The following is a 25,160-nucleotide window of genomic DNA, read 5'->3' on the forward strand; positions in this document are numbered from 1 at the left end:
GGCATGACGGCGCCCTGCGACGAAAATCCTCTCACCGCCAAGGCCTTAATGAAGCTTTGGCTATACAAAAACGCCCGCCGGGGGAGGATCCGGCGGGCGTGTTATGGTGACTGACAACTGGGAGGAGGAGTGTTGCCAGTCTATCGCAGCGCGCTGGGAGGAGGAGTGCGCGACTGCGAATCTCGTCACGGACAAAGCATCCGCGGGCCTCCGGCTAGGCCGGGCCGGGGCGCCATCCCCGTGCTTTGATGTGTTGTTCAATAGTATGGCTAATGAATATTGTGCAGCGCAATAAATTCATGCCGGATATGCGAAATACGCATATCTCTCCGTCCATAGGCTTATATTAGCGCTTCTGGCGTTAGCGGCTGGTTAACACTCGGTACTATTTAGACCAGTGAGGAACTTGTATGTTTGTTGCAGAGCGTTTGCGGACACCGGTCCTGCGTCTATAACGGCGTGAGCCGCAGGCGCAGTCGGCGTTGCAGAAATAAGGGGTAGGGCATGTATCGCGGCAGATTGGAGCGGGATCTCTCGCTCTGGGTAGGCAAAGGCCTGCTCAGGCAGGAAACGGCGGGCGCGCTTCTCGCCGAATATGATAGCCGCCCGGCAAGCTTCAGCCTCGGCCGGGTGCTGATGGCGCTGGCGGCGGTGCTGCTTGCCGCCGCCATCCTGCTGGTCGTCGCCTCCAATTGGGAGGCCATCCCGCGCCTCGTCCGCGTCGGCGCCATCCTTGCCCTGATCTGGGTCGTGCACATCGCCGCTGCCCGTCTGCTCGCCCGCGGTGCGACGGCGGCGGCAGGAGGGTTGCTGGTCATCGGCGCGATGAGCTTCGGCGGCGCCATCTCGCTGGTCGGCCAGATGTATCATCTCTCCGGCGATGAACAGACGGTAATGTATCTCTGGTTCGCCATCGCGACGATCTCGGCGATCCTGTTCCGTTCGGGCGCAGTGGCCGTCGTCGCGGGCGTCCTCTCCTGGGCGTCGTTTGCCCTCTATCTTGAGAACCACGACACGCATTGGATAGGCTTCGATCCCTGGATGGCGCCTCTCATGGCGGCAATCGTCATCGGGTTGGTGCGTTATACCGGCGCCGAGCGGGCCCGCCATCTCGCCTATCTGCTGCTGATCGGCTGGCTCGCCTGGCTCTACACTCTTTATGAGGAGATCGCCGTGGCGCTTGCCTTCGCGATCGGCGGCATGGCGGCGTTCGTGCTGACGGCGTTGCCGCTCCGGCCTATTGCCTCCCTGGTCAGGAGCGCCGGTGCGGCCCCGGCCTTCTACAGCTTCCTTGTCGCCGGGATCGGCTTGCTGCTGCTGCATATCGAGATCGAGGACGGCTGGCGGCTGGTGGTGCTCGGAGTGGCGACACTTGCCGCTTCGGTGCTGGCGATTGCCCTGCATGGAAGGGATAATGGCGCGGTGCGTTATCTCGCTTATACGATTTTTGCCGCGGAGATGCTCTATCTCGCCTCCGTCACCGTCGGCTCGATCCTCGGCACGTCGAGCCTCTTCCTTTTCTCCGGTCTCGTGGTGGCACTTGTCGCCTGGATCGTCATCCGTCTCGAGCGGCGTTTTTCGGCGAATGCACAGGGGGAGGGCGCATGAACTCGTTCATGGCAAGGCTGCAATCCGGCAAGGGCTATCTGCTTTCGGCGATCATCGTCGCCGGTCTGCAGACCCTGATCCTCGGCACGATCATCCAGAGCCGGGCGTCGATCCTCAGCGATGGCGCTGAAGTGCTGCTGAAGACGGCGCCCGTCGATCCGCGTGATTTCCTGCGCGGCGATTATGTCGTCTTGAACTACGACATTTCCTCTGTGCCGGTGCAGACGGTCTCCGGCGGCATTCCGGCAGAGCCAGGCGAACGCGTGCTATTGGTCCGGTTGAAGAAGCAGGAAGACGGTTTCTGGACGGTGATCGAATCGTCCTTTCACGAACTGCCTCCGCAGCCGGAGACCGTGATCCTGCGCAGCCAGCCATTTTATAGTGGCGGACTTGCCGCCGGCGACAGCATGCGTGTCGAATACGGCATCGAGCGCTACTACGTTCCAGAAGGCGAGGGCAAGCCGATCGAGGAGGCCCGCAATGACGGCAACGTCGCCATCGCAGTGCGTGTCTCGCCTGATGGAAGCGCACAGATTCGCAGCCTTCTCGTTGACGGCAAGCCGGTTTACGACGAGCCGCTTTACTGATCTCGTCGCACTTCGGGGCGGGGCGGCTCCAGGGCCGCAAATCCCCTGTCATTTACCGTTCATTTTTCCTTTGCCTCGACCAAATCGGGTGATATAGAGACGCCGCGCTCCGGAAGGCCTCATGCGCAGGCATAGGCATGCGGTTTTGTGAACGCGGGTATGGTGAAATTGGTAGACACGCCAGATTTAGGTTCTGGTGCCGCAAGGCGTGGGAGTTCAAGTCTCTCTACCCGCACCAAGCTGTTTGCAGGCGGGAGACTGAAATCGGTTGGCTTAGGGCAGCCGAGAGTTGTCCCGAATAGCCCGCGAGTGCCGTTCCCCTTTGGGCGGAATGATACAGGAATTGGGAAAAGCCACGCGCGGCAGGATCGCCGGCGTCGTGCTCATCGAAACGAACGGCGTCTGGGCACGGCCGCCACGAAATGAAGGTAGGAAGACATGCAGGTTATCGAAACGCTCGCTGAAGGGCTGAAGCGCGAAATCAAGGTCGTTATCCCGGCCAAGGACATGCAAGACAAGATGAATGAGCGTCTTGCCGATGTGAAGGACAAGGTTCGCATCAACGGCTTCCGTCCGGGCAAGGTCCCTGCCGCTCACCTGAAGAAGGTCTACGGCAAGTCGATCATGGCCGATCTCGTCAACGAGATCGTCCGCGAGCAGCCGGCCGCCATCCTGTCCAGCCGCGGTGAGAAGTCGGCCACGCAGCCGGAAATCGCCATGACGGAAGACAAGGACGAAGCCGACAAGATCCTCGCTGCCGAGCAGGATTTCGAATTCACGCTTTCCTATGAAGTGCTGCCGCCGATCGAACTGAAGTCGGTCAAGGGCATCAAGGTCACGCGCGAAGTGATCGACATCTCGGACGACGAAGTCAACGAGCAGGTCCTGAAGGTCGCCGAAAGCGCTCGCGCCTACGAGACCAAGACCGGCAAGGCCGCGAATGGCGACCGCATCACCATGGATTATGTCGGCAAGGTCGACGGCGAAGCCTTCGAAGGCGGCACCGATCAGGGCGCCGAACTGGTGCTCGGCTCCGGCCGCTTCATTCCGGGCTTCGAAGACCAGCTCGTCGGCGCCAAGGCCGGCGACGAGAAGACCATCACCGTGACCTTCCCGGCCGACTATCCGGCCAAGAACCTCGCCGGCAAGGAAGCGACCTTCGACGTGACAGTCAAGGAAGTCGCCGCACCTGCCGATGTCGAGATCAACGACGAACTCGCTTCCAAGCTCGGCATCGAATCCGCCGATCGCCTGAAGGAAATCGTCCGTGGCCAGATCGAATCGCAGTACGGCTCGCTGACCCGCCAGAAGCTGAAGCGCCAGATCCTCGACCAGCTGGACGAGATGTACAAGTTCGAAACCCCGAACTCGCTCGTCGACGCCGAATATAACGGCATCTGGAGCCAGGTGAACAACGATCTCGCCCAGTCCGGCAAGACCTTCGAGGACGAAGACACGACTGAGGAGAAGGCTCGCGAGGAATACAAGACGCTCGCCGAGCGCCGTGTTCGCCTCGGCCTCGTTCTCTCCGAAATCGGCGAAAAGGCCGGCGTCGAAGTCAGCGAAGACGAAATGCAGCGCGCCATCTACGATCAGCTGCGCCAGTATCCGGGCCAGGAAAAGCAGATCCTCGAATTCTTCCGCAGCCAGCCGGGTGCCGCCGCTTCGATCCGCGCGCCGATCTTCGAAGAGAAGGTCATCGATCACCTGCTGACCGAAATCGACGTCACTGACAAGAAGGTGACGAAGGAAGAGCTGCTCGCCGAGGAAGAAGGCGAAGCCAAGGCTGAGACCAAGAAAGCCGCGCCGAAGAAGAAGGCTGCCGCCAAGGCCGAAGCAGCGGACGCCGGTGAAGGCGAAGAAGCCGCACCGAAGAAGAAGGCTGCTCCGAAGAAGAAGGCGGCTGACGAAAGCGCCGAATAGTCGCTTTTCAGTTCTACAGCGCCGCGCGTCTTTCAGACGCGCAAAGGAAGCTGTAACACTTTGAGTTGCTGCATGATTTTGTCCTTAAATCGATTCCGATTTAAGGAATCATGCAGTAAAGTTTGGGAGGCCTCGCCATCGTGCGGGGCCTTTTCTATTGTACAGGGCAGTTCATTTCTCGCCGCCTACTCCATTGTGTTTATGCATTCGAAACAACAAAGAGTTGCGTGAAAGTATAATTCGATGCAGATTTCCTGATGGTGGAGGGACCTGAAAATGACTGCAAAGCATGACATGAAGAAGCTGGTGGAAGAAATCTATGCTGTGCGCGACTGCGGCGATGTCGAAGCTACGCTGGCGCTGATCGGCGAGGGTTGCACCTTTCGCATGGTCGGCAATACACGGCTGGCGCCTTTTTCGACTGAATCAAGCGGGCATGCTTTTCGCCAAGCGATAACGCAGCTTATCACCGTATGGGATCTATCGAATATCAGGACAGCTATCTATGTGGACGAGGATGAGCATATGGTCTTTGCCCACCGTGAAGGCGAGATCAGGCACATCCCATCGGGCGTGAGCTTCCATACGGAATTCATTGACAAGATCCATTTCCGGGATGGGAAACTGGTCAAGATTGTCGAATTCGTCGACACGCTGCAAGTGGCCGAGACGGCCAAGATGATCCAAGTCGCTTAAACGGCCACCAAGGTCGGAGCCTTCGAAGCGTTGTCAAAGTCGATTCATGCGACGCGCTTTAGAGTTTAATGCCGCCCATGTCTTCGGGCGTCAGCCGCCGTTCAAGAATTATCGCTCAATGCGCTGTCAGTTGCGCGACTTTCCTGACATGGCTCACGGCTGCGGCGCCGCCTGCGGTCTGTGTGAAGAGGTGGAGCGTTTCCTCTTCGTCGTCGGCGACCGGCGTCAAAGCCTGATCCATATAGGTCTTCGACTTTGCATCCCTTGAAATCAGGAACGCCGAAATCGTCAGGCCAACGATCGTGCCTGCGAGCGAAGCATGTTTGCGGAAGGTTTCCCAGGCAAAGCGCGGCCAGAAGACCAGCGGATTCTCGCGCGGCAGGTCAGGGCGCCGCTCCGATGGCGTCTTCAGGCGCAGCAGACCGCTTTGCAGCGGATGCACGTTTTCCAGCGGCACGGTGGTGGCGAAGGAGACGAGAACCTTGACGAGCCTTGCCAGCGGTACCCCGGTCGCAACGGCGCGGCGCAGCAGCGTCTTCATATGATCAGGCGAATAATAGAGCGACCAGGCCTCGTGGTAGATGTCTTCCCATTCCTGCTTGCTCATTTTGGGATGCGCGGTGCAGACGTGCTCGACATCGTAGATGTTGAGATCGGCATCCATCTCGATGCCCTTCTTCCACAGGACCTGATGGTCCTCAGAGCCGGGCAGCGGCGTCAGGATGAAGAATTCGATGACGTCGAGCGGCAGCTCTTCCTGGATGATCGCGATGTCGCGGCGGATCGATTCCGGCGTGTCGGCGGGGAAGCCCAAGATATAACCGGCAAGCGTCATGATGCCCTGCGCCTTCCAGGCGAGCAGCATCTTGCGGTATTCGGTGATCTTGTTCTGGTTCTTCTTGGCGGCGGTCAGATTGTCCGGATTGACGTTCTCAAGGCCGATGAAGACGCGCGTGACCCCGGCGCGCCTGGATTTCTCGATGAAATTGGGGATCTTGTGGCAGAGCGTGTCGACCTGGATCATCAGGCCGAGTGGAATGCCGTCCCGTTCCTTAAGTTCGATCAACCGGTCGAAGATCGCTTCCCAATCCTTGTTACGGGCGAAATTGTCGTCGGTGATGAAAAATTTGTGGATGCCCTGCGCCCAGTTCATCCGCACCAGTTTCTCGACGTCGTCGGCCGAACGGAAGCGTGACTTGCGTCCCTGCACGTTGATGATGGTGCAGAACGAGCACTGATAGGGACAGCCACGTCCGGCATCGAAGCTGGTGCTGAGCCCGAGCGTGCGCTGGATATTGTCCTTCGGCAGGAAGGGAACCGGCGTGCCGCCGATACCGGGAAGGTCGTTCATGAAATTGTAGAGCGGCTTCAGCTCACCGGCGGCGGCATCGCGCAGCACCATGTCGAGCCGGCCCTCGGCTTCGCCGGCAAACATCGAGATGCCCATGTCGCGGCAGGCGTCGAGCCCGACCGCCTTGCCATCCAGCATCGACAGGCAGCCGGAAACATGAAAGCCGCCGATCGAAACCGGCAGGCCGGCATCGCGGAACGGCCGGGCGATATCGAGGGCGCGCGGATACTGGTTGGTCTGGACGCCGACGAGCGCAATCATGCCGAAATTGTCGTGGCGCTTGAACTGCGCCAGCAGTCCGGCGACATCGATCCGCGTATTGGTTTCGTCGATCACGGTGATGTCGATCGCCGTATCGTCGCCGAGCACCTTGCGCTCGGCACATTCGGCAGCGATGCCGTAAAGAGCCGCAAGCGAATTGGAGGGGATCATCGCCCGCCACCAGCGGATGACGTAGCCGTCATCGTCATAATGCGACGGCTTGATCAGGATCAGCTGAAAACGTCGGCGCGCAGCTTCCAAGACATGGGACAAGAGTATCTATCTTTCTTTAGAAGCTTTTGCCCGAAGGCAAAATGGCGTTGAAGGCATATATCAGGCACCGCGTATCAATGCCATTTGTGAGGGTTCAAACTAAGGCGTAAAAAACGGCACGGCGCGCGAACGCTTCGCGACGTGTATCATTCCTTAATATACTACCCGATATCGAGCAGCAATGCGCGATGGTCGGAGACTTCGGGCGCCTCGACCACCTCGAATTTGGCAACCTTCACCCCTGGCGTCACCAGCATGTAGTCGGCAAAGCGGCCCTGCTTCAGATAGTAGGAGGTTCGCGTGTCTACAAGGCCGTTTCCGGTGACGAGATCGGAAAGCCCGAGTGTGGCGAGAATCGCAAAGGTCGCGCTGTCAGGCCGCACGTTGAAATCGCCGCAGAGGACGAGCCCTTCGTCGCCGGGCCAGACGCGCGCGATGAGCCTGACCAGCGCCTCGGCCTGCTCCTCGCGCGCTGCGGTATCGCCCTTGCCCGCGGGATCGCGCAGGCCATGCATGTGGGCGACCGTCACGGTAGATGCGTGCTCAGGGCTGAAGAGACGGATGCAATGGGCGTTTCGCGGCCGCGGATGCTCGCCCCAGCCATCAGCGGAAAAACGGCCATGCACGAAGTTCAGCCCTTGGGCGATGACGCAATGCGTTTTGCGCACGAAGGTCGCCAGCCCGAATTCGGCGGCAATGACGGTATCGCCATCGAAAAGCTCGCCTCTCGAGGTCGGGCAGAAAAAACCGTCGTGAGCGGGCAGGGCGGTGCTGATCTCAGTAAACAAATTGGCGCGCTGCGGCAGCTCCAGCCCCGCGTCCCGATAGATCGACCATCCGCCGCCCGTACCTGGCGCCCGCAGCACTTCCTGCAGGCACAGGACATCCGGATCGGCTTGCCTGACAAAGCCGATCAAGGCCTCATGCAGCCTACCGCCCCATGCGTTCAGCGAAATGATGCGCAATGTCATTCGGCTCCGTTTTGGCGGCCGGATTTAGACGAAAGCTCCGCCGTCTACATGATGCGTTTTAAAGTTCTGACTTGATGTCGCCCATCCGGTTCCACGCATCGAGCCCAGCGATCTTGTAGGCTTCGGCGAGCGTCGGATAGTTGAAGGTGTTCTCGACGAAATATTCGACGGTGCCTTTGAGATTGAGCACCGCCTGGCCGATATGCACCAGCTCGGTGGCGCCTTCGCCGACGATATGCACGCCGAGCAGGCGGCGGGTCTTCAGCGAGAAGATCAGTTTCAAAAGCCCCGTGTCGAGGCCCATGATATGACCGCGCGACGTCTCGCGGAAGCGGGCGATGCCGCATTCATAGGGAATACCGCGCTCCTTCATTTCTTCTTCGGTCAGGCCGCAGGTCGAAATCTCGGGCACGGCATAGATGCCATAGGGGAAATATTTCGGCGGCTCCTTGGCGACCGCGCCGACCGCGACGCGGGCAGCGATGCGGCCCTGTTCCATCGAGGTCGAGGCAAGGCTCGGAAAGCCGACGACGTCGCCGGCGGCATAGATGTTGGCAACTGATGTCTGGAAGGTTTCCGGATTGACCTTGAGACGGCCGCGGCTGTCGGCGTCGAGGCCGATGGCCTGAAGGTTCAGCGCATCGGTTGCCCCCATGCGGCCGGCGGCGAAAAGCACCATGTCGGTCGTAAGGCGTCGGCCGCTGTCGAGCATCAGTTCGACCTTGCCGTTTTCGAGCCTCTCCACCTTGTCGGCCTTCTGGCCGAGCAGCAGCTTCATGTTGCGGTCGCGCAGCTGGTAGGTAAAATCCTCGATGATTTCCTTGTCGATGAAGTCGAGCATCGTCGCCTTCGGATCGATGACGGTGACGGCGGTGTCGAGCGCGCTGAAGATCGTCGCATATTCGATTCCGATGACGCCGGCGCCGATGACGACCATTGATCGCGGCAGGTCCTGGATGTCGAGCAGTTCGTCGCTGTCGAGAACGGTCTTGCCGTCGAAGGGTATGTAATCTGGGCGGAAAGGCTTTGTGCCGACGGCAAGCAGCACGCTGGCGCCGGTGACCTGCGTGGTCTCGCCGTCATCCTTGATCACCTGCAGCGTCGATGCATCGATGAAGCTCGCTTTGCCGCGAATATGCTGCACGCGGTTGCGGGCGAACTGGTGTTCCAGCACCTCGACCTCGTGGTTGAGCGTAATCAGCAGGCGGCGGCGCAGGTCATCTGCACTGATCTCTTCCTTGACGCGGTAAGACCGGCCGTAGAAGCCGCGTTCGCGCCAGCCGGAAAGATTAAGCGCCGTCTCGCGCAGCGTTTTGGAAGGGATGGTGCCGGTATGCACGGACACGCCGCCGACGCGTTTGCCCTGCTCGATGACAAGCACTTTCTTGCCGAGTTTTGCCGCCTGGATCGCGCCGCGGCGCCCTGCTGGACCGCTGCCCACCACAACGAGATCGTACTGAAGCATCATCAAGCCCCGGATTGGAAAGGAATCATATTGCGACGCAAAATGTCACCCGTCCATCGTTAGCCGGTCAATGTTACAGATTGTTTTACGACCGCCGGTTCCGCCGGGCCTGTGCCCTTTCAGATCAGCTTCAGCCCCTTCAGGCTGACATGCCCATCCCTGCCGATGATGACGTGGTCGTGGACGGTGATATCGAGCGCCTTGGCGGCATCGATGATCACCTTCGTCATGTCGATGTCGGCGCGCGATGGCGTAGGATCGCCGGAGGGATGGTTGTGGACGAGAATCATCGCCGTTGCCGAAAGCTCGAGCGCGCGTTTGACCACCTCGCGCGGATAGACCGGCGTATGGTCGACCGTGCCGCGGCCCTGTACCTCGTCGGCGATCAGCACATTGCGCTTGTCGAGGAAGAGGATGCGGAACTGTTCGCGTGTCTCGTGCGCCATGGCTGCATGGCAATACTGGATGACCGAAGACCACGAAGACAGAACCTGTTTGCTCCTGAGCTCGCTCTTCAGTGTCCGGTGGGCGACAGTCGAGATCAGCTTCAGGTCGAGCGCCACGGCCTCGCCGACGCCCTTGACTTCCATCAGCAGCGCCTGGGGCGCACCGAAGACGCCGGAGAGCGAGCCGAACCGTTCGATCAGCGCCTTGGCGATCGGTTTGGTGTCACGCCGCGGGATCAGCCGGAAAAGCAGCAGTTCGAGGATTTCGTAGTCGGCAAGCGCTGTGTCGCCGAGCTCGCGGAAGCGGCCACGCAATCGCTCCCGATGGCCGTGATAATGCTCATGGCCGGCAAGCGAAGCGGACAGGGTGGTCCTGGCATTCGGCCCGGCCGGTTTTTGCGGGTGTCCGCCGAAAAACGAGCGTTCGTCGGCGGCAATAGGCTCCTGCGTTGGGAAAGGCAGCTCGTCATCGGAAGATGTCGAAACGGGGCCCTTCGCCATCGAAGCGTCACCCGTTGTGTGACGGCAGGCCGGGGCGGTCGAGCCCGCCAGGCGACAGCGTGAAGATCTCGCAGCCGTCGGAGGTGACGCCGACGGTGTGTTCGTACTGCGCCGAAAGTGAGCGGTCGCGGGTGACTGCCGTCCAGCCGTCGGCCAGCACCTTCACATGCGGCCGGCCGAGGTTGATCATCGGCTCGATGGTGAAGATCATGCCTTCGCGCAGCTCCGGCCCCTCGTTGGCACGGCCGTAATGCAGGATATTCGGCGAATCGTGGAACAGCCGCCCAACGCCATGGCCGCAGAAATCGCGCACCACCGAACAGCGTTCGGCCTCCGCATAGGTCTGGATCGCCTCGCCGATCGCGCCGGTGCGGGCGCCGGGCCTGACGGCGGCAATGCCGCGCATCAGCGATTCATAGGTGACTTCGAGCAGCCGCTCGGCAGCACGCTTGACGACGCCGACGGGGTACATCCGGCTGGAATCGCCGTGCCAGCCGTCGAGCACGAAGGTGACGTCGATATTCACGATATCGCCGTCACGCAGCGGCTTGTCGTTGGGAATGCCGTGGCAGACGACGTGGTTGATCGAGGTGCAGGTCGATTTGGTGTAGCCGCGATAGTTCAGCGTCGCAGGATAGGCGCCGTGATCCATGCCGAAATCGAAGACGAACCTGTCGATCTCATCGGTCAGCAGGCCGGGTTTGACGATGTCGGCAAGCGCATCGAGGCAGCGCGCGGTCAGCTGACACGCCCTGCGCATACCCTCGAATGCTTCAGCATCATAAAGCCGGATGGCGCCCGTATTCTTCGGGGGCGCGGTAGAGGCTTCGATATAGTTCACCATTGCAGGGCCTTAGCAGAGATTGTTAGATTTGTTCATAATGCAGCTATGCCGGGTTCGTCCATCACGATCAACTGCCAGGACGAGATTTCTGGACGGATCCGATCAGTCCAACGTGCAGCTTTCCACATCCGTTCGGCGGACAATCAGCCGTCCGGCTGGAATATCCACAATCTCCCAAGGAGATAGGATTGATTGCATGAAGCCTCCCCGCTACTCACCGATTGGTGACAGCGGGGAAGGGTCGATCATGCTGAATGAAGCCGTAAATCTTGAAAATTCACCCGGGACCGGCGGAGAGCCGGAACGGCGGGCGCGTGACCGCGGCGCTACCGAGCGCGCAATCCTTGCCGCCGCCAAGGGGCTGCTCGCCGAGGAAGGCTTCCAGAATTTCGGCATCAATGCGGTTGCCCGCCGCGCCGGTTGCGACAAGCAGTTGATCTATCGCTATTATGGCGGCCTCGACGGCTTGGTCGAGGCGATCGGCACCGATCTCGGCACATGGGTAAAGGATCGCATCCCGGAAGACGCCGGCGGCATGTTCCTGCTCACCTATGGCGACCTGATGGAGCGGCTGTCGCTTCTCCTCCTCGACGCCTTGAGAACCGATCCGCTGATGCGCCGCATCCTCGCCTGGGAGATTTCTGAAAACACCGAACAGGTGAGGCGGCTGTCCGAAGCGCGTTCGAAGGCGCTCGCTCTCTGGCTGGAGCGCATGCGCGGCTCGCTGGCGCCGCCGAAGGGCGTGGATGCGGCTGCCGTCAACGCCGTCGTCATCGCCGCGATCCAGCACCTCGTGCTGGCCGCCGCAGCCGGCGGGCAGTGCGCCGGCCTGTCGCTGAAGACATCCAAGGATTGGGAGAAGGCGGCACTAGCGCTGAAGCGCATCGTGCGTGGTGTTTACGGTTGATGCCTGCCTCATCCACAGGGGGCGGGGCCACGTTAACCTTAACAAATGGTTTATGTTGCGGGGGCCTGGTTAACCCGACAGTGTGGCGGTGAGCAGAGATGTACGAGTAGAAGCCCCGAGTTGACGCCCATGAGAATCAAGATCGCTAAAGCCGCGTTCCTGGTGACGGCGATGATGTTTTTCGCAGTCCTGGCGCTGGATATCGCAATTCCGGCGCTGGTGCTTTGCATCATGGCATCGTCGACCTGGTTGGTCACCCTCGATCTGCCCGTGACACGCAAGCATGGAGGAGAGGCCGCATGAAGTGGTTTCTGGTCTTCTGGGCCGGCCCCATCGTCTTTCTGGGCGGATGGTACTGGCTCTCCTATTACGATATGAGTTTCGGCATCTTCATGTTCACCCGGCAGGTCCATGACCTGACATTCCAGCTTTACGGCAAGGCGCTCGGCATTCCGCCGGAGTCTATCCCGCCGCTCGTTGCCCGCGCGATCGCGGTCGACAGCCTCGTCGTTTTCGCCATTCTGACCTTCCGCAAGCGCAAGTCGGTCATCGCCTGGTGGAAAGCGCGTCAGGCGTTGAATTCGTCTCCATCAGACCTTGCCAGTAAGGAAAGCCTGTCGAGCGCGCCCTGAAGAATGAAGCTTGCGGCGGCCGAATCGATCCGTTCGGCCCGCTTGGCGCGCGAGACGTCCATTTCGAGCAGTGTCCGTTCGGCCGCAACCGTCGAAAGCCGCTCATCCCAATAGACGAAGGGCAGCGCCGTCTTCTGCTCCATATTACGCACGAAGGCGCGCGTTGCCTGTACGCGGGGACCCGCCGATCCGTCCATATTCATCGGCAGGCCGATGACGAAGCCTGCGACCTTTTCCGCTGTGGCGAAATCCAGCAGCGCCTGGGCATCGATGGTGAACTTGACGCGGCGGATCACCGTGCGCGGCGTGGCGAAACGCCGCCCGAGATCGGACATCGAAAGCCCGATCGTCTTGGTGCCGAGATCGAGGCCGGCAATTGCCTGTCGCGGAGCGAGCGTTTCGGCCATTTCCTCGATCGTCAGCACCGTCATCGCCGTCTTATCCTGTCAAAACAAATTGAAGTTGCCGCCGCTTTTCTTTGCGGCCGCATAAGATATGTCCTTAGCATCTAAACCGGCTTTGCATCACGTAATAAAGGAGACATTTCATGAAGATCACCTGGCTTGGCCATTCCGCCTTCCGCATCGAGACATCAAGGGCGAAGATCCTGCTCGATCCATTCCTCAGCTATAACGCCTCCTTTTCCGGCCAGGATATCAAGGCTGTTTCTGCCGGCATCACTCACATCCTGTTGACGCACGGCCACGGCGATCATGTCGGCGATACCGTGGCACTCGCCAAGGAAACCGGCGCCGTCGTTCTCGCCAATGCCGATCTTGCCGCCTGGCTCGGCTCCAAGGGCGTCGACAAGATCGAGATGGGCAATACCGGCGGCACGATCGCGCTCGGCAGCTTCTCGGCGACCTTCACCAATGCGCTGCACTCCTCCGCCCAGATCACCGAGGACGGTATCTCGCACGCGCTCGGCAACGCCAACGGCCTGATGCTGCATTTCGACGACGAAGCCTCGATCCTTGCCATGGGCGATACCGACATCTTCTCCGACATGGCGCTGATCAATGAATTGCACCAGCCCGATATCGGCTTCGTGCCGGTCGGCGACCGCTTTACCATGGGCGGCGCTGTGGCAGCCCTTGCCTGCCGGCGCTATTTCAACTTCAAGACCGCGATCCCCTGCCACTACGGCACCTTCCCGATCATCGACCAGACGGCTGAAAAATTCGTTGCCGGCATGGAAGGATCGAAGACCGAAGTGAAGGCGATCAGGCCTTCCGAGAGCCTGTCGATCTGACGAAACCCCGTTGCGTCAGGCGGACAGGGCCTTTATAGCGGGTAGGAAAAATCCTACCCGGAGAATGCCATGTCCGTCGATCTTGCCACCGTGAAGCGCGTCGCCCGCCTTGCCCGTATTGCCGTCTCCGAGGACGAAGCAAATCGCATGGTCGGCGAGCTGAACGGCATCCTCGGCTTCGTCGAGCAACTCTCCGAAGTGAATGTCGACGGCGTCGAGGCGATGACCTCGGTGACCCCAATGGCGATGAAGAAGCGGACGGACGCGGTGACCGACGGCAGCAAGGCAGCCGATATCGTCGCCAATGCGCCCGTCACCGACCACAATTTTTTCCTGGTGCCGAAAGTCGTCGAATAAGGCTTCGCAGCCTCTTTCCGACCCTGTTGCCATTTCCAGATTTGAAGCGAAAACACGATGAGCGAACTCACCAGCCTGACCATTGCCGAAGCCCGCCAGAAGCTGCGCGGCAAGGAAATCACCGCGATCGAACTGACTGATTCCTATATTTCGGCGATCGATGCGGCCAATGATCGGTTGAATGCCTATATAAAGGTCACGCCGGATCTCGCCCGCGTCATGGCGAAGAACTCCGACGCGCGCATCGCCGCCGGCAAGGCCGGTGACCTCGAAGGCATTCCGCTCGGCATCAAGGATCTCTTCGCCACCGTCGGTGTCCACACCCAGGCCTGCAGCCATATACTCGACGGTTTCGAGCCGCGTTATGAATCGACCGTCACGCAGAACCTCTGGGATGACGGGGCCGTCATGCTCGGCAAGCTCAACATGGACGAATTCGCCATGGGCTCGTCGAATGAAACATCCTATTACGGCCCAGTGATCAATCCCTGGCGCGCCGCAGGCTCCAACCAGCAGCTCGTGCCCGGCGGCTCCTCCGGCGGCTCGGCCGCCGCTGTCGCCGCGCATCTTTGCGCCGGCGCGACCGCAACCGATACCGGCGGCTCGATCCGCCAGCCGGCCGCTTTCACCGGCACCGTCGGCATCAAGCCGACCTATGGCCGCTGCTCGCGCTGGGGCACCGTCGCCTTTGCCTCCTCGCTCGACCAGGCAGGCCCGATCGCCCGCGACGTCCGCGATGCCGCCATCCTTTTGAAGTCGATGGCAAGCGTCGACGCCAAGGACACGACATCGGTCGATTTGCCGGTGCCGGATTACGAAGCGGCCCTCGGCCAGTCGCTGAAGGGCATGAAGATCGGTATTCCGAACGAATACCGTGTCGACGGCATGCCGGATGAGATCGAAACCCTCTGGCGCCAAGGCATCGCCTGGCTGAAGGATGCCGGCGCCGAAATCCTCGACATCTCGCTGCCGCACACCAAATACGCCCTTCCGGCCTATTACATCGTCGCTCCCGCCGAAGCATCCTCGAACCTCGCGCGTTACGACGGCGTGCGCTACGGCCTGCGCGTCGACGGCAAGGATATCGTCGACATGTATGAGAAGACGCGCGCCGCGGGCTTCGGCAAGGAAGTCAAGCGCCGCATCATGATCGGCACCTATGTGCTGTCGGCCGGTTATTACGATGCCTATTACATCCGCGCCCAGAAGGTGCGTACGCTGATCAAGCGCGATTTCGAACTCGCCTTCGACGCCGGTGTCGATGCTATCCTGACGCCGGCGACACCGTCGTCTGCCTTTGGCGTCGCCGATGAGAACCTCGCCGCCGATCCGGTGAAGATGTATCTGAACGACATCTTCACGGTGACCGTCAACATGGCGGGCCTGCCCGGCATCGCCGTGCCGGCCGGCCTCGACCACAAGGGCCTGCCGCTCGGCCTGCAGTTGATCGGCAAACCCTTCGATGAGGAAACCCTCTTCAAGACCGCCCACGTCATCGAACAGGCAGCCGGCCGGTTTACGCCGGCCAAGTGGTGGTAACGGATCTAACGATTCATAAGATAGCGGCTGCCGACCACGAAGCGGTCGGCGCCGTCGGCTTTGCCGCATGGTTGATTGATAGCCGGAACCAGGAGAAGGTTTTATGGCCAGCAATGATATTGCGCAATTGATCGAGGCATTCGATCGCCTCTCTGCCGGTGGTTTCACCAAGGGCGCGGATTGGCAGGCCGTCCACGACATCTGCCAGCGCCACGAAGGCGAACAGCCGTTCGACTGGGGGCACGCCCTTTGCCATCGCATCGAGGGCGATGCCTGGAACGCCGATTACTGGTATCGCCGCGCCGGTAAGGCGCGGGGCACGGGCACGATGGCCGACGAGTGGTCGGCGATGCGGACGGAACTTTCTGCAAAGGCCTGAGACGATCCCCCTGACCGCGCCCGTTCGAGACGCGATCAGGGGTGCCACGATTACCTGTTGTTCAGCTGCGACCTGACCAACCTCAGCCCTCTTTCGGTGATCCGGTAGGGCTGGCCACCTGAGGACTTGATTGCCCTCAGCCGCTTCAGCCGGCGGAAGAGATCGAGGTCGACGCCGGGATAGAGCCAGCCGTCGCGGGTGAAGCAACTGACCGTCCCGATTTTCCTGTCGTCGTCGCGGGTAATTTCAATGCGGCCGCCTTGGGCCATGAGATGCAGGATGCGCTGCTCCGTGCGAGAAATATCCATGTGTTGAGATCCGGTATCGCGCCCGGCAGGGCGCACAAAAACGATCTGGCGCTCATTCGAACGTCAGGGCTTCGTTTTTTTCGGGCCCATGCGCGCAAGCAAACTTGCGGGCAGGGCCTTTACCGGGTCTCAGGAAGGCTCAACATAAAACACCTCGATAAGACCTATTATTCAGCCCGGAAAATTCGGTCAAGGGCGTGTTCTCAGGTCAAAACCAGTCGAAAACCGCGGTTTCGGTGGATCATCCCGTTGGAGCTACTGGTAAAATCCGCGACTCAATGGTCTAGTTCACGGGTAACGCGGAGGTGTCGTTGATCCACATTCGCAATGCCCGCGACGGTGAAGCGGAGTTATTGAGCGAGATCGGGCTGAGGGCCTGGCAAAAGGCGATGGCGTCGATCGGCGAATCGGACGCGATGATCGACGCAGCGCGCAACGCCTTTCGGAACTTCGTGGAAAACGACTGGCTGACCATCACCGTCGTCGAGCAGAACGGCCAGGTCGCAGGCTGGGCGGCGCGCGAGGGATTAGACGAAACCATCTCGGATTTCTGGATCGATCCCGTCTTCACCCGCCAGGGCCTTGGCTCGGCCCTTCTCGTCCGCATCGAAAAGGAGATCGCCGATCAGGGCCTCGAAAAGGCGGCGATGCAGACCCACTCCGGCAATAGCGAGGCGATCGGCTTCTTCCGGAAGCACGGCTACAGCATCCATTGGCTCTCGGTCGCCTACAATCCGAAGCTTGATCGCGACGTGCCCTCCGTTGGGCTGACGAAACAGCTCGTTTCGGATGGCCAAGGTGGGCAGGAATTCTGATGCTTCAAAAATCCTGAAGAAGGAAAACGCGCCATTTTGGCGCAAAGATCAGCACCGCGGCCAATGCGCTGTGCAACATCAGGATCGCCGCCAGGATCGACCGGAACGGCTCCTTTCTCGTTTTGTGCCGCAGGAATTGCTGTGCAGCCACCGCGCCGAGGCTGCCGCCAATCAGCGCAAGCGTCAGAAGCGTACGCTCGCTGATCCGCCACCTGCCATCGCGCGCCGCCTGCTTGTCGAGGAAATAGATCGAGAAGACGAGGAGGTTCAGCGCCAGAAACGGTGCGGCCCACTTGGTGATATCGATTATCGTCATGCGACAACTCTACCGTGCCTTGGTTAACACACGACAAATGTCGCCGCCCGCCGTCAAACCGTGATGCGCGCCATGGCGAAAGCCTTGCACCGGTACGCCATTTCCTTTACCTCACCAGTGGAAAAGAACAGCCTGCAAAGAGCATCAGATGACCCTTGTCGACGTCCGCACGCCTGATCCGAAACGCTTCATCCCCGGCGCCACCGGCGACTGGGAAGTCATCGTCGGTATGGAAGTCCATGCCCAGGTGCTGTCCAATTCGAAGCTCTTCTCCGGCGCCTCGACGGAATTCGGCAAGCCGCAGAATTCGAACGTCTCGATGGTCGACGCCGCCATGCCCGGCATGCTGCCCGTGATCAACGAAGAATGCGTCAAGCAGGCGGTTCGCACCGGCCTCGGCCTGAAAGCGCAGATCAACAAGCGCTCCCTCTTTGATCGCAAGAACTATTTTTATCCCGACCTGCCGCAGGGCTATCAGATCTCGCAGTTCAAGGATCCGATCGTCGGCGAAGGCAAGATCGTCATTTCGCTCGGGCCGGACCGCCAGGGTCAGTTCGAGGACATCGAGATCGGCATCGAGCGCCTGCATCTGGAACAGGATGCCGGCAAGTCGATGCATGACCAGCACGCGACCATGTCCTATGTCGATCTCAACCGTTCCGGCGTTGCCCTGATGGAGATCGTCTCCAAGCCCGACATGCGCTCGTCCGACGAGGCCAAGGCCTATATGACCAAGCTGCGCTCGATCGTGCGCTATCTCGGCACCTGCGACGGCAACATGGACGAGGGCTCCATGCGCGCCGACGTCAACGTCTCCGTCCGCCGGCCGGGCGAAGATTTTGGCACGCGCTGCGAGATCAAGAACGTCAACTCCATCCGCTTCATCGGCCAGGCGATCGAATATGAAGCCCGCCGCCAGATCGGAATTCTGGAGGAGGGCGGCAAGATCGATCAGGAGACCCGCCTTTTCGATCCGAACAAGGGCGAGACGCGCTCGATGCGCTCCAAGGAGGATGCGCACGACTATCGTTATTTCCCCGATCCGGATCTGCTGCCGCTCGAATTCGACGACGCCTTCATCAAGGCGCTCGAAGCCGATCTGCCGGAACTGCCTGACGACAAGAAGGAGCGCTTCGTGCGCGAGCTCGGCCTGTCGATCTACGACGCCTCGGTGCTCGTTTCCGAAAAGGCGATCGCCGATTATTACGAAGCAGTCGCCGCCGGCCGTGACGGCAAGATGGCCGCCAATTGGGTGATCAACGATCTGCTCGGCGCGCTCAACCGCACCGGCAAGGACATCGAGCAGACGCCGGTTTCGCCGGCCCAGCTCGGCGCCATCATCGACCTCATCAAGGCCGAAACCATCTCCGGCAAGATCGCCAAGGATCTGTTCGAGATCGTTCTGACCGAAGGCGGCGATCCCGCCGAGATCGTCGAAGTGCGCGGCATGAAGCAGGTGACGGATACCGGCGCCATCGAAAAGGCCGTGGACGAGATCATCGCCGCCAATCCCGATCAGGTCGAAAAGGTCAAGGCGAAGCCGACCATGGCGGCATGGTTCGTCGGCCAGGTGATGAAGGCGACCGGCGGCAAGGCCAATCCGCAGGCTGTCCAGGCCCTCGTCAAGGCGAAGCTCGGCATCGAGGAATAAGCGGTGTATTTCGTCCGCACGGCCGGCGAGCGCGACCTGGAGAAGGTGCACGCCCTGCTCGTGGAGAGCTTTCATGCCAGCTATGACGGCCTGTATGGCCGAGCCAGGGTAGATGAACTGGTCGCCCATCTCTTTTCGCCGGCGGCGCTGAAGGCGCGCCTGGTGCGAAAGGATGCCGAATTCCTCGTTGCCGATGACGGCCGCAATATCGGCGGCATGGGGTATGCGGCAATGTCGCAGCAATTGACGAAAACGGTCATGCTGCATCTCCTCTATGTCAGGCCGGCGCTACAGCGCCAGGGTATCGGCCGCGATATCTTCGCCGAACTCGAAACCTGCTTTCCGGATGCCGAGATCATACGTCTCGAAGTTGAACCGCAAAACGCTGCGGCGATCGCCTTCTATCTCTCGCACGGCTTCATCGAGGTCGGACGCAACGAAAATAGCGGGGCCGGGCAATCCGGCATTCCGGCATTGATCCTCGAAAAACCGCTCGAAGGACATTGAAGCCGTGGCCGTTGAGTTATCCGACATTCTCATTCGTCAGGCGCGCAAGGACGACCTGTCGGCGCTGGTGGCTATGTTTGCCGCCGATGCGCTCGGCGGTCACGGCGATACGACCGATCCCGAAGCCTTTCCCGATTATATCAGGGCCTTCGCCGCCATTGAGGCTTCGCCCGACCAGACGCTTTACGTCGCAGAGCGCGGCGGCGAGGTCGTCGGCACGTTCCAGACGATGGTGACGACGTCGCTCACCAGCCGCGGCTCCCCGGCGATGATTATCGAGGCGGTGCAGACGCGCGCCGATATGCGCGGGCAGGGGGTCGGTGCCACAATGATCGAATTCGCCATTGCAGAGGCAAAAGGCCGCGGTATCGGGCGGGTAGCGTTGACCTCGAATGCAGTACGCAAGGATGCCCATCGTTTCTATGAAAGGCTGGGCTTCAAGCCCTCGCATCTGGGCTTCAAGATGGCTTTGAAATGACCCGTGTCCGTCGTGGAATCGCTGGACAATTCGGCTTGGCGACGGCATAAGCGAGGAAACGAATTCTGGTTTGGCTCGCATCTGGCGGGCACAAGGAAAAGACATGTGGAATCTTCTGGTTCAGACCTTTACCTGGTGGAACAGTCAGACGATGGGCACGCGTTTTGCGACCTGGCGTTTTGGCAAGCGCGTCGGCGAGGATGAATTCGGCAACGTCTACTACGAAGGCGGCATGTCTTCCTACGGTCTGCCGAAGCGTTGGGTGATCTACAAGGGTTATGCCGAAGCCTCCGCCATTCCGCCGGGTTGGCATGGCTGGATGCATCATCGCACCGATGTTCCTCCGTCCAAGGAGAGCTACGTCGCCAAGGAATGGCAGAAGCCGCACCGTCCCAACCATACCGGTTCGTCGCAGGCCTATCGTCCGCCGGGTTCCATCGCCGTTCCGGGCGAGCGTCCACGCGTCACCGGCGATTACGACGCCTGGACGCCAGGCAACTGAGACGGCCCGACCGGGGCGATCCCAAGACCCGGCTTTTGGCCACAATTGACCTTTACCCGCAGGTTGGCAGCGCTTGACCGCGGCCGTGAACTGAAAATGTCTGGAGACGGGTACACATGAAGCTCTTCACGCGGAACATGGTGCTGCGTGCCGCCGGATCGCTGCTGGCGCTTTCGGCCCTGCTTCCGCCAGTTGCGGCAAATGCCGCACGCATCGAAAATCCGGTTGCCGTCTTCTCCGGCCTCGACAAGATCACCGGCCGCATCACGACCTTCGACGTCTATGTCAATGAGACGGTACAGTTCGGCGCGCTGCAAGTGACACCGAAGGCCTGTTATTCGCGCGACCAGGCAGAAGCCCAGAAGATCGACGGTTTCGTCGAGGTCGACGAGATCACCCTCGACCGCAAGATCCGCCGGATTTTCACCGGCTGGATGTTCGCCGCCAGCCCCGGCCTCAATGCCGTCGAGCACCCGATCTACGACGTCTGGCTGAAAGACTGCAAGGCAAACTCGGATGTCCCGGCGCCTGACGGCGCCAAGGCGAAGTAACTGCGTCTTCGCTGGTCTTCCGCACCCTCCACAACCCGACGCGTGGAACGAGGTGATCCACGACGGGCAAGGACGATATTGTCTGCCGAATTTTACTCTGAAAACGATCCTCAGAATTCCAGATGCGGCGATTCCATCGCCGCCGCAAGCATCACGGCATAATCGGCCTTCGGAACGTCGATCGCTCCGAACGTCTTCAGGTGCTCGGTGGTGAACTGCGTGTCGAGCAGTGTGAAGCCCTTTTCCCGCAGCCGGTCGACCAGATGAACGAGACAGATCTTCGAGGCATCCGTCCGGCGCGAAAACATGCTTTCGCCGAAGAAGGCCGAGCCGAGCGAGACGCCATAGAGGCCGCCGACCAGTTCATTGCCCTCCCAGGCTTCGACGGTATGGGCATGGCCCATGTCGAAGAGCGTCGCGTAAAGCGATCTGATCGTCTTGTTGATCCAGGTGCTCGGGCGCCCGGATGTCTCCTCCGCACAGGCGGCGATGACCTGATCGAAAGCGTGATCGAAACGGATCTTGAAGCGTTTCTTGCGCACTGCCTTGGCAAGGCTTTTCGACACATGGAAACGGTCGAACGGCAGCACGCCGCGGAGTTCCGGTTCGACCCAGAAAATCTCCGGATCGTCGGCGGATTCGGCCATCGGGAAGAGCCCGATGGAATAGGCGCGCAGGAGAATGTCAGGGGTTATGCCTGGTGACTTCCTGCGCGATCCTGCCATTCCTGTCCTATGCCGCCGGTGTGTTGGCGAGGTAGTCTTCCAGCCAGTGGATGTCGTAGTCGCCGTTGGCGATATCCTGGTTGGAGACGAGATCCTGGAATAGTGGCAGCGTCGTATTGATGCCGTCAACGACGAATTCGTCGAGCGCCCGGCGCAGGCGCATCATGCATTCGACGCGGGTACGGCCATGCACGATCAGCTTGCCGATGAGGCTGTCGTAATAGGGCGGGATCTTGTAGCCCTGATAGGCGCCGGAATCGATGCGTACGCCGAGGCCACCCGGCGCGTGGAAATGCGTGATCGTACCGGGTGAGGGCACGAAGGTGCGCGGGTGCTCGGCATTGATACGGCACTCGATGGCGTGACCGGAAAAATGCACTTCATCCTGCGTCACCGAGAGACCGCCGCCGGAAGCGACGCGGATCTGTTCGTGCACGAGGTCGATGCCGGTGATCGCTTCGGTGATCGGATGCTCCACCTGCAGACGGGTGTTCATTTCGATGAAATAGAACTCGCCGTTCTCGTAGAGAAATTCGATCGTGCCGGCGCCGCGATATTTCAGCTTCTTCATGGCATCGGCACAGATTTGGCCGATCTTCATGCGCTGCTCGACGTTGAGAGCCGGCGAATTCGCCTCTTCCCAGACCTTCTGATGGCGGCGCTGCAGCGAGCAGTCGCGCTCGCCGAGATGGATTGCATTGCCTTCGCCGTCGCCGAACACCTGGATTTCGATGTGCCGCGGCTTGCCGAGATATTTTTCCATGTAGACGGCATCATTGCCGAAGGCAGCTGCCGCTTCGCTGCGCGCCGTCGACCAGGCCTCGATCAGGTCGGCCTCGCTCTTGGCGACCTTCATGCCGCGTCCGCCGCCGCCGGCCGTGGCCTTGATCAGTACGGGATAGCCGATTTCGGCGGCCGTCTTCAGCGCATCCTCTTCGGTCTTCACTTCGCCGTCCGAGCCCGGAACGACGGGAATGCCGAGTTCCAGCGCCGTCGTCTTGGCGGTGATCTTGTCGCCCATGATGCGGATGTGGTCCGCCGTCGGCCCGATAAAGGTGATGCCGTGGGCGTCGAGGATATCGGCGAACTTGGCATTCTCCGACAGAAAGCCGTAGCCCGGATGCACGGCGTCGGCGCCGGTGATCTCGCAGGCGGCGACGATCTGGTGGATGTTGAGATAGCTCTCGCGCGACGAGGGCGGGCCGATGCACACACTTTCGTCGGCAAGGCGCACATGCATGGCATCGGCATCGGCGGTGGAATGAACCACGACGCAGGCGATGCCGAGCTCTTTGCAGGCCCGGAGCACGCGAAGGGCAATTTCCCCGCGATTGGCGATGAGGATTTTCGAAATCATGGGCATCGGCCTATTCGATGACGACGAGGGCTTGGCCGTACTCAACGGGATGTCCGTCATCGACGAGGATCTCGGTCACCTTGCCTGACTTCGGCGAAGGGATCTGGTTCATCGTCTTCATCGCTTCGATGATGATGAGCGTCTGGCCTTCCTTGACGATTGCGCCGACTTCGATGAACGGACGCGCGCCTGGAGCCGGCGCCATGTAGACGGTGCCCACCATCGGTGCATTGACGACATTGGCCGGGTTGCGGCTGGGAGCTGCGGCAGGCGCAGCAATTGCCGCCGCAGCGGCTGCTGCGGGCGCGGCATAACCAGGTGCTGCGATCGGCGCCTGGACATATTGCGGCGTGCCGGCGCGCGAAACGCGGATACGCAGATCGTCCTGCTCGACCTCGATCTCCGTCAGATCCGTTTCGTTGAGAATATTGGCGAGATCGCGGATCAGTGCCTGGTCGATACCCGATTTCTTTTCAGCCATGGTGTTGCCCTGTCTTCTTCTTATGCCGTGATGTTCTTCAGCGCGTGGAGCGCCAGGATGTAGCTGTGAGGCCCGAAGCCATAGATCACGCCTTTGCATGCCGGCGCGATCATCGACTTGTGGCGGAATTCTTCCCGTGCATGCACGTTGGATATGTGGAGCTCGACGACGGGAATGGAAATGGCGCGGATCGCATCATGCAGCGCGACCGACGTATGCGTATAGGCGCCTGCATTGATGGCAACGCCGACGGCATTTTCGTCGGCCTCATGGAACCAGTCGACGAGCGTTCCTTCGTGGTTGCTCTGACGGAAGTCGATATCGATGCCGAGTTCGCGGCCTGCGGCCTTGCAGTCCGCCTCGATGTCCTTGAGCGTCTTGCCGCCATAAATGCCGGGCTCTCGTTTACCCAGCATGTTCAGGTTGGGGCCGTTCAGGACAAAAATCGTTTGCGTCATCGAATGTTCCGTAAAATGTACGACGGCAACCTATAGACTCCGCGAGAGCTGAATGAAAGCCCTTACGGATTGGCCAGCGGCAATCGCGCCACATTTGTCCACATGGTTGAAACGCTTCGATTTTGGCGATTTGATGGGCTATCGTTTGGCGGTTGATTGCTCAGCAGGCGGTCTTGCCGCAGCTGCGCATATTCTTGACCTTGGCTTCGAGATCGTCGAGCCCGACGGCACCCGGCACCAGTTCGTTGCCGATCACATAGGAGGGCGTGCCGCTGATGCCGAGACTGGAGGCGAGCTGGTAGGTCGCCTGGACGATACCGTCATTCGGGCTCTTTGCCATCTCCGCGCGGATCTTGTCCTCGCTGACGCCGAGCGAAGCGGCGACCGCTATCGCTGTTTCGTCAGAGGCGCGGCCTTCGGTGCCGAGAAGGGCGACGTGGAAATCGGCATATTTCTCCGGTGCCAGCTTGCGGAAAGCGTCGGCCACCTTGTGGGCGGCAACCGAATCCGGCCCGAGGATCGGGAATTCCTTGAGGACGAAACGGACGTTCTTGTCCTTCTTAAGCATCGCCTGCATGTCGGGCAGCGCATGCCGGCAGTAGCTGCAATTATAATCAAAGAACTCGACGACCGTCACGTCGCCCTTGGGATTGCCGAGCGTAACGTCGTTCTTCGATTCGAAGATGTCGGTAGTGTTCTCTTCGATCGCCATATTGGCCTTCACCAACCGCTGGGCTTCCTGCTTCTTCTGCAGCGCATCCTGGACTTCGAGCATGATCTCAGGATTTTCGATCAGGTATTGCTTGATGAATTCACCAAACTCCTTCTTCTGCTGGTCGTCGAGCGCTGCCGCCGGAAGCGGAAGGGCGATCGATGCGGCAAGCACCAGAGCGGTGAAGGTCTTCGGGAAGAATGCCATGATATCCTCGTCATCGGCGGTATGGTCGTCTCTTTGTCGAGAAGACGCTCGCCGGGTTAATGGACTTGAATGCCTCGCGTCAAGGTACGGTGCGTTCGGT

30 protein-coding genes and 1 tRNA gene are annotated in these 25,160 nt (G+C 60.4%); 18 read left to right on the forward strand and 13 right to left on the reverse strand.

Annotated features, from left to right (window positions below; genetic code table 11):
- The first annotated feature begins 504 nt into the window (after nt 1–504).
- The 5 genes from N2A41_RS08715 (at nt 505) to N2A41_RS08735 (ending at nt 4,814) form a co-directional block, all read left to right on the forward strand.
- Nucleotides 505–1,608: a DUF2157 domain-containing protein gene (locus tag N2A41_RS08715; RefSeq protein WP_222383830.1), complete on the forward strand. Its 1,104-nt coding sequence runs from the start codon at nt 505–507 to the stop codon at nt 1,606–1,608.
- Nucleotides 1,605–2,195 carry a GDYXXLXY domain-containing protein gene (locus tag N2A41_RS08720; RefSeq protein WP_222335864.1) on the forward strand — a complete coding sequence of 197 codons (591 nt, stop codon included), beginning with the start codon at nt 1,605–1,607 and terminating at the stop codon, nt 2,193–2,195. Before N2A41_RS08715 ends, N2A41_RS08720 begins: the two co-directional genes overlap by 4 nt.
- 153 nt (nt 2,196–2,348) lie before the next feature.
- Nucleotides 2,349–2,433 (forward strand) — tRNA-Leu (locus N2A41_RS08725).
- A gap of 200 nt (nt 2,434–2,633) precedes the next feature.
- Nucleotides 2,634–4,118: a trigger factor gene (tig, locus tag N2A41_RS08730; RefSeq protein WP_170277943.1), complete on the forward strand. Its 1,485-nt coding sequence runs from the start codon at nt 2,634–2,636 to the stop codon at nt 4,116–4,118.
- A 276-nt stretch (nt 4,119–4,394) separates the two neighbouring features.
- Nucleotides 4,395–4,814 (forward strand): nuclear transport factor 2 family protein, encoded by a 420-nt coding sequence (locus N2A41_RS08735; protein WP_222335863.1) that lies wholly within the window; start codon nt 4,395–4,397, stop codon nt 4,812–4,814.
- Nucleotides 4,815–4,929: 115 nt separating this feature from the next.
- Here N2A41_RS08735 and N2A41_RS08740 read toward each other — a convergent pair whose 3' ends face one another.
- The 5 genes from N2A41_RS08740 to map all read right to left on the reverse strand — a co-directional run bounded on the left by N2A41_RS08740 (nt 4,930) and on the right by map (nt 10,926).
- On the reverse strand, nt 4,930–6,699 hold the full coding sequence (locus N2A41_RS08740; protein ID WP_222335862.1) for a B12-binding domain-containing radical SAM protein: 1,770 nt from the start codon (nt 6,697–6,699) through the stop codon (nt 4,930–4,932).
- Between the two features lie 161 nt (nt 6,700–6,860).
- A complete protein-coding gene (locus N2A41_RS08745; RefSeq protein WP_222383834.1) occupies nt 6,861–7,670 on the reverse strand; it encodes an endonuclease/exonuclease/phosphatase family protein in 810 nt (269 codons plus the stop codon).
- A gap of 58 nt (nt 7,671–7,728) precedes the next feature.
- The gene (gene sthA, locus N2A41_RS08750) at nt 7,729–9,135 is read right to left on the reverse strand and encodes a Si-specific NAD(P)(+) transhydrogenase (RefSeq protein WP_222383836.1); all 1,407 of its coding nucleotides are present in this window, start codon (nt 9,133–9,135) and stop codon (nt 7,729–7,731) included.
- 119 nt (nt 9,136–9,254) lie between these two features.
- Nucleotides 9,255–10,082, reverse strand: a complete 828-nt coding sequence (gene radC, locus N2A41_RS08755) for a RadC family protein (protein WP_260110740.1) — start codon at nt 10,080–10,082, stop codon at nt 9,255–9,257.
- 7 nt (nt 10,083–10,089) lie between these two features.
- Complete coding sequence (map, locus tag N2A41_RS08760; protein ID WP_012757260.1) at nt 10,090–10,926, reverse strand: type I methionyl aminopeptidase; 837 nt, start codon at nt 10,924–10,926, stop codon at nt 10,090–10,092.
- A 247-nt stretch (nt 10,927–11,173) separates the two neighbouring features.
- Between map and N2A41_RS08765 the strand changes: the two genes are divergently transcribed.
- From N2A41_RS08765 to N2A41_RS08775, 3 genes are all read left to right on the forward strand, one after another.
- Nucleotides 11,174–11,833 carry a TetR/AcrR family transcriptional regulator gene (locus tag N2A41_RS08765; RefSeq protein ID WP_260110741.1) on the forward strand — a complete coding sequence of 220 codons (660 nt, stop codon included), beginning with the start codon at nt 11,174–11,176 and terminating at the stop codon, nt 11,831–11,833.
- A 129-nt stretch (nt 11,834–11,962) separates the two neighbouring features.
- Nucleotides 11,963–12,136 carry a hypothetical protein gene (locus tag N2A41_RS08770; protein WP_170261388.1) on the forward strand — a complete coding sequence of 58 codons (174 nt, stop codon included), beginning with the start codon at nt 11,963–11,965 and terminating at the stop codon, nt 12,134–12,136.
- Entirely contained in the window at nt 12,133–12,465 is a 333-nt protein-coding gene (locus tag N2A41_RS08775; RefSeq protein ID WP_260110742.1) for a DUF6105 family protein, read from the forward strand. Before N2A41_RS08770 ends, N2A41_RS08775 begins: the two co-directional genes overlap by 4 nt.
- Here the strand turns inward: N2A41_RS08775 and ruvX are convergent.
- The gene (gene ruvX, locus N2A41_RS08780) at nt 12,402–12,896 is read right to left on the reverse strand and encodes a Holliday junction resolvase RuvX (RefSeq protein ID WP_260110744.1); all 495 of its coding nucleotides are present in this window, start codon (nt 12,894–12,896) and stop codon (nt 12,402–12,404) included. The two genes, N2A41_RS08775 and ruvX, sit on opposite strands and share 64 nt — an antisense overlap.
- Before the next feature lie 116 nt (nt 12,897–13,012).
- On the opposite strand from ruvX, the gene N2A41_RS08785 reads away from it, so the two are divergent.
- From N2A41_RS08785 to N2A41_RS08800, 4 genes are all read left to right on the forward strand, one after another.
- A complete protein-coding gene (locus N2A41_RS08785) occupies nt 13,013–13,717 on the forward strand; it encodes a metal-dependent hydrolase (RefSeq protein WP_260110745.1) in 705 nt (234 codons plus the stop codon).
- A gap of 69 nt (nt 13,718–13,786) precedes the next feature.
- Nucleotides 13,787–14,074 (forward strand): Asp-tRNA(Asn)/Glu-tRNA(Gln) amidotransferase subunit GatC, encoded by a 288-nt coding sequence (gene gatC / locus N2A41_RS08790; protein ID WP_017964081.1) that lies wholly within the window; start codon nt 13,787–13,789, stop codon nt 14,072–14,074.
- Nucleotides 14,075–14,131: 57 nt separating this feature from the next.
- Nucleotides 14,132–15,613, forward strand: coding sequence for an Asp-tRNA(Asn)/Glu-tRNA(Gln) amidotransferase subunit GatA (gene gatA / locus N2A41_RS08795; RefSeq protein ID WP_260110746.1), 1,482 nt, complete (start codon nt 14,132–14,134; stop codon nt 15,611–15,613).
- 103 nt (nt 15,614–15,716) lie between these two features.
- Entirely contained in the window at nt 15,717–15,992 is a 276-nt protein-coding gene (locus N2A41_RS08800) for a hypothetical protein (protein WP_260110747.1), read from the forward strand.
- Between the two features lie 50 nt (nt 15,993–16,042).
- On the opposite strand, the gene N2A41_RS08805 is transcribed toward N2A41_RS08800, so the two are convergent.
- Entirely contained in the window at nt 16,043–16,300 is a 258-nt protein-coding gene (locus tag N2A41_RS08805; protein WP_017964084.1) for a YjhX family toxin, read from the reverse strand.
- 311 nt (nt 16,301–16,611) lie between these two features.
- Here N2A41_RS08805 and N2A41_RS08810 point away from each other — a divergent pair, with 311 nt between their 5' ends.
- The gene (locus N2A41_RS08810) at nt 16,612–17,115 is read left to right on the forward strand and encodes a GNAT family N-acetyltransferase (protein WP_260110748.1); all 504 of its coding nucleotides are present in this window, start codon (nt 16,612–16,614) and stop codon (nt 17,113–17,115) included.
- 4 nt (nt 17,116–17,119) lie between these two features.
- Here the strand turns inward: N2A41_RS08810 and N2A41_RS08815 are convergent, their stop codons facing one another.
- Nucleotides 17,120–17,431, reverse strand: a complete 312-nt coding sequence (locus N2A41_RS08815; protein WP_162118703.1) for a DUF1294 domain-containing protein — start codon at nt 17,429–17,431, stop codon at nt 17,120–17,122.
- Nucleotides 17,432–17,579: 148 nt separating this feature from the next.
- On the opposite strand from N2A41_RS08815, the gene gatB reads away from it, so the two are divergent.
- From gatB to N2A41_RS08840, 5 genes are all read left to right on the forward strand, one after another.
- Entirely contained in the window at nt 17,580–19,082 is a 1,503-nt protein-coding gene (gene gatB / locus N2A41_RS08820) for an Asp-tRNA(Asn)/Glu-tRNA(Gln) amidotransferase subunit GatB (protein WP_260110749.1), read from the forward strand.
- A 3-nt stretch (nt 19,083–19,085) separates the two neighbouring features.
- Complete coding sequence (locus N2A41_RS08825) at nt 19,086–19,589, forward strand: GNAT family N-acetyltransferase (RefSeq protein ID WP_260110750.1); 504 nt, start codon at nt 19,086–19,088, stop codon at nt 19,587–19,589.
- Nucleotides 19,590–19,593: 4 nt separating this feature from the next.
- A complete protein-coding gene (locus tag N2A41_RS08830) occupies nt 19,594–20,067 on the forward strand; it encodes a GNAT family N-acetyltransferase (RefSeq protein WP_260110751.1) in 474 nt (157 codons plus the stop codon).
- A 103-nt stretch (nt 20,068–20,170) separates the two neighbouring features.
- Nucleotides 20,171–20,569 carry an NADH:ubiquinone oxidoreductase subunit NDUFA12 gene (locus tag N2A41_RS08835; RefSeq protein ID WP_222383852.1) on the forward strand — a complete coding sequence of 133 codons (399 nt, stop codon included), beginning with the start codon at nt 20,171–20,173 and terminating at the stop codon, nt 20,567–20,569.
- 116 nt (nt 20,570–20,685) lie between these two features.
- Nucleotides 20,686–21,120: a DUF2155 domain-containing protein gene (locus tag N2A41_RS08840; protein ID WP_260110752.1), complete on the forward strand. Its 435-nt coding sequence runs from the start codon at nt 20,686–20,688 to the stop codon at nt 21,118–21,120.
- 110 nt (nt 21,121–21,230) lie between these two features.
- Here the strand turns inward: N2A41_RS08840 and aat are convergent, their stop codons facing one another.
- From aat to N2A41_RS08865, 5 genes are all read right to left on the reverse strand, one after another.
- On the reverse strand, nt 21,231–21,845 hold the full coding sequence (gene aat / locus N2A41_RS08845) for a leucyl/phenylalanyl-tRNA--protein transferase (protein ID WP_170277957.1): 615 nt from the start codon (nt 21,843–21,845) through the stop codon (nt 21,231–21,233).
- 7 nt (nt 21,846–21,852) lie between these two features.
- Entirely contained in the window at nt 21,853–23,208 is a 1,356-nt protein-coding gene (gene accC, locus N2A41_RS08850; protein WP_017964094.1) for an acetyl-CoA carboxylase biotin carboxylase subunit, read from the reverse strand.
- A 4-nt stretch (nt 23,209–23,212) separates the two neighbouring features.
- Nucleotides 23,213–23,683, reverse strand: coding sequence for an acetyl-CoA carboxylase biotin carboxyl carrier protein (gene accB, locus N2A41_RS08855; RefSeq protein ID WP_260110753.1), 471 nt, complete (start codon nt 23,681–23,683; stop codon nt 23,213–23,215).
- Nucleotides 23,684–23,703: 20 nt separating this feature from the next.
- Nucleotides 23,704–24,141 (reverse strand): type II 3-dehydroquinate dehydratase, encoded by a 438-nt coding sequence (aroQ, locus tag N2A41_RS08860; protein WP_162118696.1) that lies wholly within the window; start codon nt 24,139–24,141, stop codon nt 23,704–23,706.
- A 160-nt stretch (nt 24,142–24,301) separates the two neighbouring features.
- A complete protein-coding gene (locus N2A41_RS08865) occupies nt 24,302–25,060 on the reverse strand; it encodes a DsbA family protein (RefSeq protein WP_260110754.1) in 759 nt (252 codons plus the stop codon).
- Between the last annotated feature and the right edge of the window lie 100 nt (nt 25,061–25,160).

Source organism: Rhizobium sp. SRDI969 (assembly GCF_025152725.1).
Taxonomy (GTDB): domain Bacteria; phylum Pseudomonadota; class Alphaproteobacteria; order Rhizobiales; family Rhizobiaceae; genus Rhizobium; species Rhizobium leguminosarum_I.